Here is a 16,773-nt window from a genome sequence, read left to right on the forward strand (position 1 = left end):
TCCCGGAGGCAAGCCGTTCGTCTCGGCGCCCCGTCGGTGAGCGGTCGTTTAAGGGGAGCCGGCTCGCCTGTCAACTCGTTCGGATCCGGGGGGATCCGGCCGAGGTGGCAAAGGGAGGGCAGGGGACTGCCCGGTCCCCGCGGCCGGCGTGTACCCTAGATGGGTATGCGCGCTCTGGGTTCAAGTCCGGGCAGCACATGTCGATACGGCTCGGGCCGTCCTCCCGCAGCTTCCGGCGGTCCGGCCCAGGGGCTGAGCAGCGCTGAAGCGCTGGATCTCCAGGTGAAGGCGATCGAGCGCGACCACCTTGGCGGCTGCACCGCGCTCGATCGCCTCCTTCGGCATTCCGAACACGACGCAGCTCTCCTCGTCCTGGGCGATCGTCAGGGCACCGGCGCGGCGCATCTCCAGCAGGCCGTTGGCGCCGTGGTCGCCCATGTCCGTCATCACGATGCCGAGTGCGTTGGCGCCTGCGCACTGAGCCGCCGAGCGGAACATCACGTCGACGGACGGGCGGTGGCGCAAGACGAGGGAGCCGTCCTTGACGCCGACCGTGTCGGTCCCGCCGGTCCGCTGGACCAGCAGGTGCCGCCCGCCCGAGGCGATCAGGGCGCGGCCGGGCTACCGACTGACGCGCCTTCTCCGCACACCCGTCCCGGAGTTTATCCCCCATGGCTACCGTTCTCGCCGTCGGCGGTTCTGCGAGCATCCGGCCGACGAAACGGGACAAACGGCCCTCCACCCCGGAGATGACTCAGCCGGCGGCCAGATACGCCCGCCATCCCCCGTGGCCCGACACGTCCTCCGCGTCCCGCACGCCCTCCGGCTCGCACAGGAACCCCTTCGGCGACGTGCCGTCGGCGAGGCGCAGGGTGCCGATGCCGAGGGGGGCGGGAATCGCGGCGACGAAGCGGCCGAAGGCCTCCGGCGTGAGCGCCCAGACCTCGGTGGCGATTGCCGTGCCTTCGCCCGCCGCCACCCGCACCAGGCCCGGACGGCGCGGGCCCGCACCCGGCAGGGCGAAGAGCCGGTAGTCGGACGTGGTCGCGACCGCCCGCAGGAGCCGTGCGCCGAGGGAGATCAGCTCGCCGTTGAGGGGCAGGCCCGACAGGTGCGCGCCGACCACCACCAGCTCGATCTCGTCGCCGGAGGCCCGTGCGGGGCCCGGCTCGGCCGCAGGCGGCAGGCGCGCGCCGGTCGCCCCCATCGGGGTGCCGCCGGCGCGGTGGAGGGCGTCGCCGAGGGGGACCAGGGCGGCATCCCGCCCCGCCGGGGCGATCAGCGTCACGCCGGCCGGCCCTCCGTCGGCGCGGGGATGGCTCGGCACCGCCAGCGCGCAGAGATCGAGCAGGTTGACGAAGTTGGTATAGGTGCCGAGCTCGGCATTGGGGCCGATCGGGTCGGCGGCCAGCGCCGCCACGGTCTGCGGGCGCGGGAAGGTCGGCACGCACAGGGCGTCGATCGTCTGCCAGACCGGCTCCGCGGCGCGGCGCAGCTCCGCCAGCCGGTAGCGGCCCGCGAAGGCGTCGGCGGCGGAGAAGGCGGTCGCCCGCTCGGTGATGGCGCGGGTGACCGGGTGCAGCGCCTCGGACCGTTCGGTGATGAAGGTGCGGATCGCCTCCCAGCGCTCGGCCACCCACGGGCCGTCATAGAGGAGGGCGGCGGCGGCGAAGAACGGGGTCAGGTCGACCGGGACCAGGGTCGCGCCGAGAGCTGCGAGATCTGCCAAGGCGGCGTCGAAGGCGGCCTCCGAGAGACGGTCGCCGGCGAAGCGGCGGCTCGCCCCATCCGGTACGCCGACCCGCAGCGGCAGCGGCCCCGGCCGCCCGACCGGCAGGGCCCGCGAGAACGGATCGGCGGCATCGAAGCCGGCGAGCGCCGAAAAGCCCGCGAACGCGTCCTCGACGGTGAGCGCGAAGACCGAGACGCAATCGAGGGTGCGGCAGGCCGGCACCACACCGCGTGTCGAGAGCGCCCCGAGCGTGGGCTTGAGCCCGACGATGTTGTTCAGTCCGGCCGGCACCCGGCCGGAGCCGGCGGTGTCGGTGCCGAGCGCCAGCGGGACGAGTCCCGCCGCCACCGCGACCGCGGAGCCCGACGACGAGCCGCCGGGCACCAGCGCCGGGTCGAGGGTGTTGCGTGGCACGCCATAGGGAGAGCGCACGCCGACGAGGCCGGTGGCGAACTGGTCGAGGTTGGTCTTGCCGATGACGAGCGCCCCGGCTTGGCGCAGCCGCGCCACCACCGCCGCGTCCTCCGTCGCGACATTTCCGTAGTCGGGGCAGGCGCAGGTGGTGGGCAGGCCTGCGACGGCGATATTGTCCTTCACGGCGACCGGGATGCCGTGGAGCGGGCCCGCCGGCAGGTCTTGCGCGTCCGCCGTTACCTCGGCCTCGGGCCGCAGGGTGATGAAGACCGCCGGATCGGCCTGTGCCGCGATGCGCCGGTAGACCTCGCGCACGGCCGCCGCCGGCGTCAGGGCCCCCGAGGCGTAGGCCTCGCGGTACTGGGCGAGGGTGAGGGGAAAGGCCGTCATGCCGGCTCCTCGTCGATCAGGCTGACATGCGCGGCGACGACCCGCCAGCCCTCGGGCAGCCGGGCCCAGGACTGCATCTGGCGCCCGACCTTGCCGGGATGGGCCTCGCGCCAGAACAGCGTCGAGGCGGTGGCGAAGTCGCGCCCGAAGGTGGTGATGACCGTCTCGCCGATGCTGCGCTCGACCCCGACCGGCGAGCGTGCCCGGCGGAAGGCCCGGATTGCGTCCATGCCGTAGAGGTTCTCAGCCGCGCCGTACCGGATGGTGCGGGCATCGTCCCAGAACAGGGCCTCGAGGGTCGGCACGTCGTTGGTGACGAGGGCAGTCTCGTAGCGGGCGAAGGCCGCCTCGACCTCGGCTTTGACGTCAGGGTGGTCGATGTCCATGGGGTTCCTCCCTTGATGTGGTTTTCGGCAGATCCGTGCCGACCATTCGAAATCGCGGGATCCCCTCTCCCGTCTGGGAGAGGGGGACGTGCTCGACTTCGATAACTTGGTCGGTCTCCGCCATGGCGGCTTTCGCAAGGCCGGCAGGGGTTCACCCCGCCACCGGCGCCGCCCCCACCCCCGCCGCCTCGAGCTCCCCGGCCACCCGCAGCGCCAGGTCCTCCCGCCACGGCGCTGCGATCACCTGCACGGCGAGCGGCAGCCCGCCCCCGACCCGCACCGGCACCGCGACGACCGGCAGGCCAATGAACGAGATCGGCTGGGTGAACACGCCGATGTTGGGTCGCGCGGGCACGGTGACGCCGTCGAGTTCCATCGTCGCCTGGCCGATCCGCAGCGCCCGGCAGGGCGTGCAGGGGGCCAGGATCACGTCGACCTCGTCGAACAGGGCCAGCACCCGTGCCCGGTACCAGCTGCGGAAGCGCTGGGCGCGGTGGACCCAGGCGGCGGGGATCGTCGTGCCGGCGATCAGCCGGTCGCGCACCGCCGGGTCGTAATCGCCGGGGCGCACCCGCAGGCGGTCGAGGTGGAGGCCCGCCGCCTCGGCGGCGGTGATGACGAAGGCCGCGGCGCGGGCGCGCGCCGCTTCCGGGATCTCGATGCTGCGGGTCGCGCCCAGAGCCTCGGCAGCTTGCTTGACGGCCGCGAAGCAATCCGGCTCGCCGCCGCGGGCGAAGTAGCCGCCGGCCACCGCGATGCGCAGGCCCGTCGTCCCCTGCGCCAGCGCGGCCGACACCGGCTCGAGCGGGCGCGGCGTCTGCCAGGGATCGTCCGGATCCTCGCCCTGCATCGCGTCGTAGGCGAGGCCCAAATCGGCGACCGAGCGGGCGAGGGGTCCGAGATGGTCGAAGCTCGCGACGAACGGGTAGGAGCCGGCCCGCGACAGCCGGCCGAAGGTGGGCTTCAGCCCGAAGGTGCCGCAGAACGCCGACGGCACCCGGATCGAGCCGTTGGTGTCCGAGCCGAGGGTGAGGGGCACGAGCCCCGCGGCGACCGCCGCCCCCGAGCCGCCCGACGAGCCGCCGGTCATCCGCGCGCGGTCGTGCGGGTTGCGCGAGGGGCCGTCATGGGCGTTCTCGCCGGTGAAGTCGTAGGCGTATTCGCCCATGTTGAGGGCGCCGACCAGCACCGCTCCGGCCGCTTCCAGGCGCCGCACCAGGGCGCCGTCGCGGCCGGCCGGCTCGCGCTCGCGGTTGATCTTCGACCCGGCGCGGGTCGGAATCCCCTCGACGTCGAAGAGGTTCTTGACCGCGAAGGGGACGCCGGCGAGCGGGCCCGGCGCTTTGCCGGCGGCGAGGCCCGCGTCGATCTCGGCCGCCCGGGTCCGGGCGCGCTCGGCCGTCACGTCGGTGAAGGCGTTCACGCCCGGGTCGGCGGCGGCGATCCGCGCCAGGGCGGCCTCGACCGAGGCCGCGGCGGAGAGCCGGCCCGCCGTCACGGCGGCGGCGATCGCGGAGGCGGTCTCGTGCGCGCTCATGCGAGAGGTCCGCTGGCCTGAAACACCGGCGCCGGCTCGACGGTGTCGTCGAGGGGGAAGTCCAGCACCAGCCGGGCGGCGGCGGCCGTCGCCTTGACGCTGGCGATCACCGTCTCGCGCCATTCCGGCGCCATCGGAATGCCGACGAGCGGCACCATCGCGTCGACGACCGCGCCGGCCGTCTCGTCGTCGAGGGGGAGGGAAGATGTCGTCATGGTCGGCCCTCACACGGGTGGATGGGGAATCGCGGCGAGCAGCGCACGGGTGTAATCGGCCTGCGGCGCCTCCAGCACCTGGGCGGTCGGCCCCTCCTCGACGATCCGGCCGCCCCGCATGACGATCACCCGGTCGCAGAGCATCCGCACCACCTGCAGGTCGTGGCTGACGAAGAGGTAGCTCATGCCGAGCGCCTGCTTGAGGTCGGCGAGCAGGTTCAGGACGACCGCCTGGACCGAGACGTCGAGGGCCGCGGTCGGCTCGTCGAGGATCACGAGGTCGGGGGAGGGTGCGATGGCGCGAGCGATGCCGACCCGTGCCTTCTGGCCGCCGGAGAGCTGGTGCGGGAAGCGGTCGAGGAGTTCGACCGGCAGGCCGACGAGGCGGGCCAGTTCCTCGCAGCGCGCCCGGATCGCCTCTGAGCCCCGCACGGTGCGAAAGCGCAGCAGCGGGTCGGCGATGGCGCGCGCGGCGGTCCAGCGCGGGTTGAGGGATTCGGTCGGATCCTGGAACACCATCTGGATCTTCGGCCGCAAGGGGTGCCGGGCGAAGCGCGAGGCCGGCACGCGGCCGATCTCCTCGCCGGCGAACACGATCGAGCCCTCGGTCGGGTCGAGGAGCCGCATCACCATCGTGGAGGTGGTGGACTTGCCGCAGCCCGACTCGCCGACGAGCCCGACGCTCTCGCCGCGATCGACCCTGAAGCTCAAGGCATCGACTGCCCGGAACGGCGCCTCCGCGGCCTTGCGCGAGAGCAGGGCCTTCCCCTTCGGGTACTCCTTCACCAGCCCCGAGACGCTGAGAAGCGGCGCCCCCGCCGCTTCGGCGCGCTCCGACGGCGCCGCCAGCGCGCCCGCCGGCAGCAGGTCGCGCAACGTGACCCCTGGGCGCGGCGTCGCCTGCATCAGCTTGCGGGTATAGGCGTGGGCCGGGGCGCGGAAGATCGCCGCCGCCGGCGCCGTCTCGACGACCCGGCCCTGCTCCATCACGGCGATCCGGTCGCAATAGGTCGCGGCCAGTCCGAGATCGTGGGTGATGAGCACCGTCGCCATGCCGCGCTCGCGGGTGAGCGCGGTGACGAGGTCCATCACCGCCTTCTGGGTCGTCACGTCGAGGCCGGTGGTCGGCTCGTCGGCGATGAGGAGCTGCGGCCGGCACGCGAGCGCGAGCGCGATCACCACCCGCTGGCACATGCCGCCCGACAATTCGAACGGATAGGCGTGGTAGCGCTCAGCCGCCCGCGCGATCTTGACCTGCTCCAGCGCCGCGATGGCCTTCGCCTTGGCGTCGCCCGAGCCGGCCTCGGCGTGCTGGCGCAGCACGTCCTCGATCTGGTGGCCGACCTTGCGGATCGGGTTCAGCGCCGCGCGGGGATTCTGGAAGATCATCGAGATCTCCCGCCCGCGCAGGTCGCGCATCTGGCGCTCGCTCGCCGCCCGGAGGTCGATGCCGGAGAAATCGACCTCGCCGCCGGCGATGCGCCCGGCCCGGTCGAGGATGCGCATCACCGCGTAGGAGGTGACCGACTTGCCCGAGCCGGACTCGCCGACGATGCCGACGGTCTCGCCCTTGGCCACCGTCACGTCGACCTGGCGCACCGCCTGGACGGGCCCGCGGCGGGTGGCGAACTCGACCGTGAGGTCGCGGATGTCGAGGAGCGGGATCGCGGTCACGTGCGCCTCTGGGGGTCGACGATGTCGCGCAGGCCGTCGCCAATGAGGTTGAAGCAGAACACCGCGAGCATCAGCGCGAGGCCGGGAAAGAGGGCGATCCACCACTCGCCCGAGACGATGAAGCTCGCGCCCTCCGCCACCATGATCCCCCATTCCGGGGTCGGGGGCCGCACGCCGAGGCCGATGAAGGACAGGCCCGCCGCGTTCAGGATGGCGTAGCCCATGGTGAGCGACATCTGCACCATCATGATCGGCAGGATGTTCGGCAGGATCGAGGTCAGGACGATGCGCAGGTCGGTGTTGCCGGTGAGCCGTGCCGCCAGGACGAAGCCGGCATTGCGGCGCTGCGCCGCCTCGGCCCGGGCGAGACGGGCATAGAGCGGGAAGTTGATGATCGCGGTGGCGAGCACGATGTTGCCGACGGTGTTGCCGAGGGCCGCCACGATGCCCATCGCCAGGACGAAGAGCGGGAAGGCCATGATGGTGTCGGCGAGCCGCCCGACGATCCGGTCGGTCCAGCCGCCGAAGAACCCGGCCATGATCCCGGCGAGGCCGCCTGCGACGAAGACCAGGGCCACCGAGAAGACCGCGATGGCGAGATCGAGCCGCGCGGCCACCACGACCCGCGAGAGGATGTCGCGCCCGAGCTGGTCGGTGCCGAACGGGTGCGCCAGCGACGGGGCCTGGAGCGCGGCCGAGGTGTCGGAGGCGAGCGGATCGTAGGGCACGAGCGACGGGCCGAACGCGGCACAGGCGACGAGCCCGAGGAGCAGCGCGAAGGCGAAGCCCGTGACTGGGTTGCCGGCGACGACCGAGGCCGCGTGCGACAGCGTCGCGGAGATGCCGCTGCGGGGCCGGTCGGTCGCGAGGGCGGGGGAGCCGGTGGCGCTCATGCGGTGGCCCTCACGCGCGGGTCGATCAGCCCGTAGGCGAGGTCGATCGCCAGGTTCAGCACCGTGTAGAGCAGGGCCATCGCCAGGACGAAGCCCTGGACCGGGGCGAAGTCGGAGGCGATCAAGGCCTCGACCGCGTAGGATCCGACACCCGGCCAGGCGAAGACCTTCTCGACCAGCACGTTGGCGCCGAGCAGGAAGGAGAACACCATGCCGAGCGTCGTCACCACCGGCAGCATGGCGTTGCGGAGCGCGTAGGTCACCACGACCCGGCGGCTCGACAGGCCGGCGGCCCGGGCGGTGCGCACGAAATCGGCGGCGAGCACCGCCAGCATCGCCGCCCGGGTGATGCGGGCGATGGGAGCCAGCGCGAAGATCGCCAGCGTCAGGCCCGGCAGGGCGATCTGGCCGAGGGCCGCCCGGAAGGTCTCGAGGTCGCCCGCGATCAGGCTGTCGAGGAGGAAGAAGCCGGTGCGCGTCGGCGGTGGCGAGGCGAAGGCGTCGAGGCGCCCCAGCGGTGCGGGAGCCCAGCCGAGGACGAAGTAGAAGGCGTAGACGAGGAGGAGCCCGGTGAAGAAGACCGGAAGCGACACGCCCGCCGTCGCCACGATCCGGCAGGCGTGATCGACGAGCGAGCCCTGCCGGAGGGCCGCCGCGACCCCGAGGGGGATCGCGACGAGGAGCGAGAGGACGAGGCCGAACAGGGTCAATTCCGCCGAGGCGGGCAGCCGAGCGCCGAGATCCGCCGTCACCGGCTGGCCCGTCGTGAGCGAGCGGCCGAGGTCGCCGCGGGCGAGGTCGGCGACGTAGCGGGCGAATTGCTCCGGCAGCGGCCGGTCGAGGCCGAGCTCGGTGCGGATCTGCGCGATCGCCTGGGGCGTCGCGGCGGGCCCCGCGAAGTAGGCCGCGGTGTCGCCGGGTAGGACCCGGGTGAGCAGGAACGACACCACGACCACCCCGGCGAGGGCCGGCAGGGTGGTGGCGAGGCGGTCGAGGAGCGTGCGCAGCATCGTGGGCCCTCCTGTAGGCATCCATCCGTCGGCGTGGACGGCCGGTTCAGCCTCTCCCCTTTCCCGGACGATCGAAACGAGGTGGACGCGGTCCGGAAAAGGACGGTGAGGATCGGTCTACGCTCTATGCGGGACAGTCACCGGCCTGCAGATGCAGCCGGACGATGTGTTCACCTCTCACGACGCCGTGCCCTTGGTCAGGTACCGGAAGTCCGGCTCGCGGCAGGGCTGGAACTGGTAGCCGTTGATCGTGCGCTGCATCGCGACGTCGTGGGTCGGCTGGGCGATCGGCACCATCGGCACCTCGCGCTCGGCGAGCGACACGAAGTCGATCACGCTCCTGTCGTAGACCGCCTTGTCGTCGGTGAACCGAGCGGTGTCGATCAGCTTGTCGAGCGCCGGGTTCTGGTACGAGGCAATGTTGAAGATCGAGTTCGCCCCGTGCAGGGTCCAGAACAGGTAGTAGTCGGGATAGTCGAGCCAGCCGGCGAAGCGGTTGAGCACCATCGGATTGGTCTTCTTCGCGATCTCGCCGCGGAAGTTCGCCCCCGGAATCTTGCCGATCTCGACGGTGATGCCGATGCCGGCGAGCGCCTCCTTGATCAGCACCGCCATCGGCTCGGCCACCGTGGCGTTGCCGGCATCGAACAGGAGGGTGGTCGAGAGGCCGTTCGGCGCCGCCGCCTGCACCAGGGCCTTCGCCTTCGCCGGGTCCGTCTTGTAGGGGTAGGGCTGCGGCCAGGCGACCCGGGGCGTCTCCGGCCCGCCCGACATGTCGAGGCCGCGGCCGAACAAGGAGGCCTGCAGGATCTTCTCGTAGGGCAGCACCCAGGCGACCGCCTGGCGCAGGCGCACGTCGGTGAACGGCCCGACGGCGGTGTTGAGGTAGACCGACCAGACCCCGTTCGGGATCGGCACGCCGACGACCTTGATCTTGCCGGCGTCGATCAGGTCCTTGAAGTCCTTCGGCGGCAGCCCGTACGAGATGTCGGCGTCGCCCTTCTCGATCAGCGCCCGGCGGGTCGAGGGCGAGGCGATGTCGCGGGCGATGACCCGGCGCAATTGCGGCAGCTTGCCCGAGGCCCAGGCGTCGTTGCGGGTGTAGATCGTCTCGACGCCCGGCTTCCAGCTCTCGACCCGGTAGGCGCCGGAGCCTGCTACGTTGTTCTTGAGCCATTCCTTGGCCCAGGGATCGCCACCGCCGTTGCGCTGGGCGAGCTCGGCATCGATCACGAAGGGGATCGTGACGGCGAGGTTCGACATCGTCATCTTGTCCTTGCGGACGAAGTCGATGCGGAACGTCCTGTCGTCGAGGGCGACGAATTGCTCCGGCTTCTCCAGCGAGCCGGCATTCATCTGCGTGGTGGCGAAGCCCCCGATCGACACCGCCCGGTCCAGCGACCACTTCACGTCCTTCGCCGTGACCGGACGGCCGGAATGGAACTTGGCGTCGCGGAGCTTGAAGGTGCAGCTCATCCCGTCGGAGGCGACCTGCCAGCTCTCGGCGAGCTCGCCCTCCAGCTCGCCCATCTTCACGGCGTTGCCGCCCCCGCCCGGGATCGGCACCGGCTTGAAGCGCAGCAGCCTGTCATAGCAGTTGAGCGCCACGCCGTTCACCGGCTGCGAGGCGCCGATGCCCTGCATGTCGAGGGAGTTCGGCCCGTATTCCTGCACCAGCAGCAGGGTCTCGTTGCGGGTCGGGTTCTGCGCGCTCGCCTGGTGGCGCGCCACGAACGGCGCGGCGAGCCCGGCGACGAGGGCGGTGCGGCGGGTGATCATGCGGCGCGGACCTTATCTGGCGAGAAGAATGGGATGCCCGCACCGGCGCGCCGGGGGGCGTACCATGGAGCGAGGCAAGGTTCGGACCGGCACCGGAAATTGCATGCAACACAGCGAGAGTGCATGCATTCGTGCGGTGTTGCACGCACGGAGTTTGTGCGCGGGAGCTGCAATTTCAGGCACGCCTGCGCCGTGGCGATGCGGCACGGTCGGGGCCGTTCGGGACGGGGGCGAGATGGACGACGCGGCAGGACGGACGCGGACCGAGCGGCTGGCGGCCGAGATCGCCGAGGCGATCGTCACCGGCACGCTGGCGCCGGGCAGCCGCCTCGACGAGCAGGCGCTGGCAGACCAGTACGGGGTATCGCGCACGCCGGTGCGCGAGGCCTTGCGCCAGCTCGGCACGTCGGGCCTCGTCGAGGTGCGGCCGCGCCGGGGCGCGGTGGTGGCGCAGGTGACGGCGGCCCAGCTCGCCGACTTGTTCGTCGCCATGGCGGAGATCGAGGCGACCTGCGCACGTCTCGCCGCCCAGTCGATGAGCCCGCTCGAGCGCCGCCGTCTCGACGCGCTCCACGACGCCATGGGCGACCTCGCCCGGACCGACGACCCGGCTTCCTATGCGCGGGCCAACACGGCGTTCCACGGCGCGATCTATGCCGGCGCCCACAATGCGGTGCTGTCCGATTTCGCGCTCAGCCTGCGCCGCCGCCTCCAGCCTTACCGGGAGGCGCAGTTCCGCTTGGAGGGCCGCCTCGCCCGCTCGCACGCGGAGCACGGTGCGGTGGTCGCCGCGATCCTGGCGGGCCAAGCGGTGGAGGCCCATGCCGCGATGCTGCGGCACGTCACGCTGGTGGAGAGTTCGGTGGAGGGGTTGCTGGCGCGGGAGGGGGTGGACGAGGGCGGTGCCGCACGCCCGGTCGTTCCGGGGACGCATGGTGGAGCACGGCGACAGAGCTGATTGTCTTGGAGCCTGTCGGACTTTCCTCGACAATCTTGACGCTCACGGGATCACCCCGCTTTCCGGAGAGAAAATTTTGAATGACGCATATGTTTCGAGATCATTTAATTAAGAGATAAAATAATATTATGATACTGATTCGAATTTTGACAGTCCTATTTCGATCAAAGTAAATAAGTTTCGTTCACGAGGCATGAGCTTTATCTGCTCCCATAACAATAGAACGCACTTCCCATTCCCCGTGTGATTTTGCAGGCCAACTCAACGATCGTGCGTCCCCTCTCCCGGCGGGCAGGGAGAGGGGACCCTGCGCTTTACTGGTCTACGAGCAGGCCAGGCAGAGCTTGCATCACCCCTGCGCTCCGGCCAGCTTGTCCTGCGTCTTCGTCTCGAAGTCGCTCGCGTCGTGGCGCTCGTGGAGCTGGTCGGCCAGCTCGCCAGCGAGGCGGTTGACCTTGCGCCCGCGCTGCACCGCCGGCCGCGCGAAGATCTGGTCGGCCCAGCGCACGACGTTCCGGTAGCTCTGGACATCCAGGAACTCGGCCGCCTCGTAGAGCCAGCCCTTCACCAGGCCGCCATACCAGGGCCAGATCGCCATGTCGGCGATCGTGTAGGCGTCGCCGGCTACGAATTCGTGTTCGGCCAGCCGGCGGTCGAGCACGTCGAGCTGCCGCTTCGATTCCATGGCGTAGCGGTTGATCGGGTATTCGAGCTTCGTCGGCGCGTAGGCGTAGAAGTGCCCGAAGCCGCCGCCCAGGAACGGCGCCGAGCCCATCTGCCAGAACAGCCAGGACAGCGTCTCGGCCCGCGCGGCCGGCTCGGTCGGCAGGAAGGCGCCGAACTTCTCGGCGAGGTAGGTCAGGATGGCGCCCGACTCGAAGACCCGGATCGGCGTCGCGCCGCTGCGGTCGACGAGGGCGGGGATCTTCGAGTTCGGGTTGGCCTCGACGAAGCCCGAGCCGAACTGGTCGCCGTCGCCGATGCGGATGAGCCAGGCATCGTACTCGGCGCCCGCGTGGCCGAGCGCGAGCAGCTCCTCCAGCAGGATCGTGACCTTCTGGCCGTTCGGCGTGCCGAGCGAGTAGAGCTGGAGCGGGTGCCGCCCGACGGGCAGCGCCTTCTCGTGCGTCGGGCCCGCGATCGGACGGTTGATGTTGGCGAAGCGGCCGCCGCTCTCCCTATCCCAGGTCCAGACCTTCGGCGGCACGTAATCGGCACGATCGCTCATGGGGCGCACTCCGGTGTTGCGAGGCAACAGATAGGCGCGCCGACGGCCGAGAGGAAAGGGCTTCGCCGAACCGGATATCGGGCGTGCCGATTCCGAGCCGGGTGAATCCTGATACCGCGGCACCTTCGAACGGACGGTTCGAAGGTGCCAGGCAAGCCCGAACGGGCGCCGGCGCTAATGCGCCGGTCGCCTTCGCATCGACGCGTCGATGCGAAGGCGCGAGGGTACGAGACGCCGTCGGCGGCGGTCGCCTCCCGGGCCAAGCCGGCAAGGTGCCGAGCGGCAACCAGGCCGGGGTCTACGCGGCGGCGCTCGCCCGTCTCGACGCGGTGGCGCGCATCGGGAGCGACGACGCCCGGACCGCGGTGGCGGAGATGACGCGCAAGGCCCCGCGCGACCGGCTGTTCGGCGACCTCACGGTGCGCCCGGACGGGCGGGCGATCCACCCGATCTCCCCGTTCGAGGTGTAGACACCGGCCGGGTCGGAAGAAGCGTGCGACGACTACGCGCATGTCGACACGATTCCGGCGGACCAGGCTTTCCGGCCTCTGGCGGAGGGGGCTGCCCGATGGTGAAGTGGCCCGATTCCGGCCGTTGGCGGGCCGCGCCGCCATCGATCCGGCCGGCTCTTCCGGGCGGTCATCGGCTGCCGCACCTGCTGAGAATGCCGCGATCACGCCCGAGGCAGGTGGGGGCCGGGGCGGACGATCACCGAACGACCTCTCGGCCTCAGCATGTCGGGTTTGGGGATGTCCCGGCTCACCGGCACGGGGGGCGCCGTCACCGAGCCGGTCCCCTTGCCCGGGCCTGGGGCGACGAGGAAGCTTTTGATCGGCATCTTTTAAGCCCGACGGGACTTATGATCGTCATGAGTGAGTATCCTGTCTCGGACGACGTCCGCCTTCAGCCACCAGGTTCTCCGGAAATCGAGATCGCGGCGCGCACGCGCACCCTCGTGATCGGTCCCTATCCGACCCGCAATGCGGCACCCCCGGCGTCCGGTGCAGCCCAGGCGCAGAACCTGCGCTCCACGGCAGCGCGCCTCGACGAGGCCGCAGGCCTCGCGGCGGCCATCGATCTCGACGTGGTCCAGGCCCTTCCGCTGAACCTGCAAAGGATCCGCCCGGCGACCTACCTCGGCAAGGGGCGCGTCGATGAGCTGGCCGGCCTGATCAAGGCGGAGGAGATCGGCCTCGTGGTGATGGACTGCGCGCTCTCGCCGGTGCAGCAGCGCAACCTGGAGAAGGCCTGGGGCGTCAAGGTCATCGACCGCACCGGGCTGATCCTGGAGATCTTCGGGCGCCGCGCCTCGACCCGCGAGGGCACGCTGCAGGTCGAGCACGCCCATCTCGCCTACCAGCGCAGCCGGCTGGTGCGGTCCTGGACCCACCTCGAGCGCCAGCGCGGCGGCTTCGGCTTCCTCGGAGGCCCGGGCGAGACCCAGATCGAGGCCGACCGGCGGATGATCCAGGAGCGCATGACCCGGATCGAGCGCGAGCTCGAGACCGTCACCCGCACCCGCGGCCTGCATCGCCGCAGCCGGGCGCGCGTTCCGTACCCGATCGTGGCGCTGGTCGGCTACACCAATGCGGGCAAGTCGACCCTGTTCAACGCTTTGACCAAGGCCGACGTGCTGGCCGAGAACATGCTGTTCGCGACCCTCGACCCGACCGCCCGCGCCACCCGGATGCCGCACGGCGAGACCGTGATCCTGTCCGACACCGTCGGCTTCATCTCCGACCTGCCGACGATGCTGATCGCCGCCTTCCGGGCGACGCTGGAGGACGTGATCGAGGCCGACATCCTGCTCCACGTCCGCGACGTCGCCCATCCCGACACCCAGGCCCAGGCCGAGGATGTCGGACAGGTCCTCGACGAGCTCGGCATCCGCTCCCATGCGGACCGCATCATCGAGGTCTGGAACAAGGCCGACCTCCTCGACGAGGCCGAGCGCACGCGCCTACTCAACCTCAGCGTCAAGGACGGCGAGGGCGGCCGCCACGACCGCGACAGTGCAGCACCGGTCCTGGTCTCGGCCGTGACCGGGGAGGGGCTCCCGGCGCTCACGAGCCGCATCGAGGCGCGCCTGGCGCGCAGCCGGTCGGCCTTCGCGGTGGTGCTGCCGCCCGAGGACGGTGCGCAGCTGCACTGGCTCTATGAGAACGCCGAGGTACTCGACCGGCGCGAGGAGGTGAACGGCACGGTGCACCTCGCGATCCGCGTCGCGCCGGAGAAGGAGGCACGCTTCCTCCATCGGTTCCCCGGGGCACGGACGCTTCACCGGACGGGATGAGGGGTCCTTGCCGGATCGAGCGGCGAGAGCGGCAGCCTCCTCGACGGGAGGCTTGCGATCCGGCCGGAGGTGATGAACAGCCCTGCCCACAGCGCAGGAACGGAGGAGCCGATCCGTGGCACGCAGGCGCGTCCAACCCACGACCGAGATCCTGAGCGAGATCGTCGCGCGTCTCGGGCTGCCGTCCCAGGCCGTCGACCTCGAGGCGCTGCGGGCCCATCTCGGCCTGCCCGAGTTCGGCGGTTACGTCGACGACGCGCGGGTCGCGCGCGGCTTGCGGGCGATGAAGGCCCACCGCGCCTTCGCCGAGACCGGCATCGAGGCACTGAGGCGGGCGGTGCCGAGCCTCCGGGCCGCGATCTCGGACGGTCACGCGATCAGGTGGAGCGTGCGGGTCGCGATCCCGCTCCTCGATGACGGCCGCCTGGAGCTGCGTGTCGATGCCCCGCCGGACGCGGCCGTCACCGCCATCCTCAGGGGCATGATGGCGCACCGCAACGACCCGAAATGGCGGCTCGACGAGCTGCGCGCCGCCGTCGCGCAGGTCGCCGCCCGGACCACCGGCGAGCTGCGCCGGCCGGTGGAGCGTCTCCGCGACCAGATCCGCCTCGATCTGCGCGAGGTCGGGGCCGATGCCTCCGCCTACATCGCTCAGCTCGACCGGTCGCTGCGATCCCGGCCCTTCCCCTTCGACGACGATCTCGGCGGGTCGCTGTTCCACACCCTCACTCCCGTGCGCAAACGCGCCAGGATTGTGGCGCGCCAGGATTCCCGTCTCCGGCGGCTGCAGGATCGGGTCGGCTTCGGCGCGTACATCGAGAAGTTCACCGCGGCGCGTCGGCTCAACCGGCGCATCCTGTTCCACATGGGACCCACCAATTCGGGCAAGACCTACGCCGCCCTCAAGGTGCTGACCGAGGCCGCGACCGGCACCTACCTCGCACCCCTGCGGCTCCTGGCGCTCGAGAACTACGAGGCGCTGCTGGAGCGGGGCCTGCGCGCCGGCATGGTCACGGGCGAGGAGGTGCTGGGCGAGGCGAGCCCGACCCACACCGCGCGCACGATCGAGACGGCGGACCTGACGCGACCCGTCGACGTGGCGGTGATCGACGAGATCCAGATGCTCTCCGATCCGGACCGCGGCTGGGCCTGGACCAACGCGCTGTTCGGCGTGCCGGCCAAGACCGTCATCGTGTGCGGGTCGGACGACGCTCTCGCCTATGTCCGGCGGGCCGCCGAGGCGGCGGGCGAGTCGCTGGAGGTCGTCACCTTCGAGCGCAAGACGCCGCTCGTGCTGATGGACGAGCCGGTGCCCCTGGAGAAGGTCGAGCCGGGCGACGCCGTCGTCGCCTTCTCGCGTCGGGCCGTGCACGAGAACCGCGAGATCCTCGTGGCGGCCGGTCACCGCGTCGCCACCATCTATGGCGCGCTCTCGCCGGAGGTGCGGCGGGCGGAAGCCGCGCGCTTCCGCACCGGCGAGGCGACCGTGCTGGTGACCACCGACGCGATCGGCATGGGGTTGAACCTCGGGCCTCTGAAACGCATCGTGTTCTCGGCCGTGCGCAAGTTCGACGGCGTCGGCGAGCGGGCGCTGACGAATTCCGAGATCCGGCAGATCGCCGGCCGGGCCGGCCGTTTCGGCCATCAGGAGGTCGGCTTCGTCGCGGCCGCCGAGGAGAGCGGGATCGCGCCGCTCCGGACCGCGCTCGGCGGCGCGCCGACGGCACCGGCCGCCGATACGCGCTTCTTCGTCCGGCCCGACCTGATCGCGATCACGTCGGTCGCCGAGGAGATGCAGACCCAGAACCTGCGCGAGGTCCTGGCGCATTTCGCTCGCGCCACCTTCTACGCGGGCTCGCCGTTCCAACCCTCCGCCCTGGAGGAGATTCTCGAGGTCGCCCGGCTGGTCGATCGCGCGCGCCTGCCGATCCAGGAGAAGTTCGCCTTCTCCGTCTGCCCCGTCGACCGGCGCGACGAGGTCGCGATGGCGGTGCTGGAGCGGTGGACCCAGGCCCGCGCGGCGGGAATGGGGGTGCCGGCGTTGCGGGCGAACCTGCGCGGGGAGCTCGACTACCAGGAGCGCACGGTGAAGCTCGCGAGCGCCTACCTGTGGCTGTCGCGACGCTTTCCCGAAACCTTCGACGATGTCGAGGCGATCCGGGCGATGCGCGGCCGGGCCAACGACGCCATCGAGCAGCACCTCCGGGACACCGCCACGCGCAAGGTCGAGCGCCGCTCGCGCCGGAGCGCTGGCTCCCGATGAC

General features: G+C 71.3%; 13 protein-coding genes and 1 pseudogene. 4 read left to right on the forward strand and 10 right to left on the reverse strand.

All coding sequences use genetic code 11. The features are described from left to right. Positions 1 to 180: 180 nt before the first annotated feature. The 9 genes and pseudogenes from MFF64_RS29380 to MFF64_RS29420 all read right to left on the reverse strand — a co-directional run. A pseudogene (locus MFF64_RS29380) lies at positions 181 to 621 on the reverse strand (CheB methylesterase domain-containing protein); the annotation flags it as partial. Positions 622 to 754: 133 nt separating this feature from the next. Then, positions 755 to 2,536 carry an allophanate hydrolase gene (gene atzF / locus MFF64_RS29385; protein WP_238193054.1) on the reverse strand — a complete coding sequence of 594 codons (1,782 nt, stop codon included), beginning with the start codon at positions 2,534 to 2,536 and terminating at the stop codon, positions 755 to 757. After that, positions 2,533 to 2,922, reverse strand: a complete 390-nt coding sequence (gene hpxZ, locus MFF64_RS29390) for an oxalurate catabolism protein HpxZ (protein WP_238193055.1) — start codon at positions 2,920 to 2,922, stop codon at positions 2,533 to 2,535. The genes atzF and hpxZ overlap by 4 nt, the downstream gene beginning before the upstream one ends. A gap of 151 nt (positions 2,923 to 3,073) precedes the next feature. After that, on the reverse strand, positions 3,074 to 4,459 hold the full coding sequence (locus MFF64_RS29395; protein WP_099907274.1) for an AtzE family amidohydrolase: 1,386 nt from the start codon (positions 4,457 to 4,459) through the stop codon (positions 3,074 to 3,076). Beyond that, positions 4,456 to 4,674, reverse strand: a complete 219-nt coding sequence (locus MFF64_RS29400) for a DUF4089 domain-containing protein (RefSeq protein ID WP_099907276.1) — start codon at positions 4,672 to 4,674, stop codon at positions 4,456 to 4,458. The genes MFF64_RS29395 and MFF64_RS29400 overlap by 4 nt, the downstream gene beginning before the upstream one ends. A gap of 9 nt (positions 4,675 to 4,683) precedes the next feature. Continuing rightward, positions 4,684 to 6,348 (reverse strand): dipeptide ABC transporter ATP-binding protein, encoded by a 1,665-nt coding sequence (locus MFF64_RS29405; protein WP_099907278.1) that lies wholly within the window; start codon positions 6,346 to 6,348, stop codon positions 4,684 to 4,686. Then, entirely contained in the window at positions 6,345 to 7,241 is an 897-nt protein-coding gene (locus tag MFF64_RS29410) for an ABC transporter permease (protein WP_099907279.1), read from the reverse strand. Before MFF64_RS29410 ends, MFF64_RS29405 begins: the two co-directional genes overlap by 4 nt. Beyond that, a complete protein-coding gene (locus tag MFF64_RS29415; RefSeq protein WP_099907281.1) occupies positions 7,238 to 8,251 on the reverse strand; it encodes an ABC transporter permease in 1,014 nt (337 codons plus the stop codon). The genes MFF64_RS29410 and MFF64_RS29415 overlap by 4 nt, the downstream gene beginning before the upstream one ends. 177 nt (positions 8,252 to 8,428) lie before the next feature. After that, on the reverse strand, positions 8,429 to 10,030 hold the full coding sequence (locus MFF64_RS29420; protein ID WP_099907282.1) for an ABC transporter substrate-binding protein: 1,602 nt from the start codon (positions 10,028 to 10,030) through the stop codon (positions 8,429 to 8,431). A gap of 235 nt (positions 10,031 to 10,265) precedes the next feature. Here MFF64_RS29420 and MFF64_RS29425 point away from each other — a divergent pair, with 235 nt between their 5' ends. Further along, positions 10,266 to 10,988: a GntR family transcriptional regulator gene (locus MFF64_RS29425; protein ID WP_099907284.1), complete on the forward strand. Its 723-nt coding sequence runs from the start codon at positions 10,266 to 10,268 to the stop codon at positions 10,986 to 10,988. A gap of 349 nt (positions 10,989 to 11,337) precedes the next feature. On the opposite strand, the gene yghU is transcribed toward MFF64_RS29425, so the two are convergent. Continuing rightward, entirely contained in the window at positions 11,338 to 12,216 is an 879-nt protein-coding gene (gene yghU, locus MFF64_RS29430) for a glutathione-dependent disulfide-bond oxidoreductase (protein ID WP_238193056.1), read from the reverse strand. 272 nt (positions 12,217 to 12,488) lie between these two features. Between yghU and MFF64_RS29435 the strand changes: the two genes are divergently transcribed. The 3 genes from MFF64_RS29435 to MFF64_RS29445 all read left to right on the forward strand — a co-directional run bounded on the left by MFF64_RS29435 (position 12,489) and on the right by MFF64_RS29445 (position 16,772). Next, positions 12,489 to 12,686, forward strand: a complete 198-nt coding sequence (locus MFF64_RS29435) for a hypothetical protein (RefSeq protein ID WP_099901269.1) — start codon at positions 12,489 to 12,491, stop codon at positions 12,684 to 12,686. A gap of 398 nt (positions 12,687 to 13,084) precedes the next feature. Beyond that, positions 13,085 to 14,509: a GTPase HflX gene (hflX, locus tag MFF64_RS29440; RefSeq protein ID WP_238193057.1), complete on the forward strand. Its 1,425-nt coding sequence runs from the start codon at positions 13,085 to 13,087 to the stop codon at positions 14,507 to 14,509. Between the two features lie 115 nt (positions 14,510 to 14,624). Then, positions 14,625 to 16,772 carry a helicase-related protein gene (locus tag MFF64_RS29445; RefSeq protein ID WP_238193058.1) on the forward strand — a complete coding sequence of 716 codons (2,148 nt, stop codon included), beginning with the start codon at positions 14,625 to 14,627 and terminating at the stop codon, positions 16,770 to 16,772. Position 16,773 lies beyond the last annotated feature (1 nt).

Source organism: Methylobacterium frigidaeris (genome assembly GCF_022179185.1).
GTDB classification, from domain to species: Bacteria; Pseudomonadota; Alphaproteobacteria; order Rhizobiales; family Beijerinckiaceae; genus Methylobacterium; species Methylobacterium frigidaeris.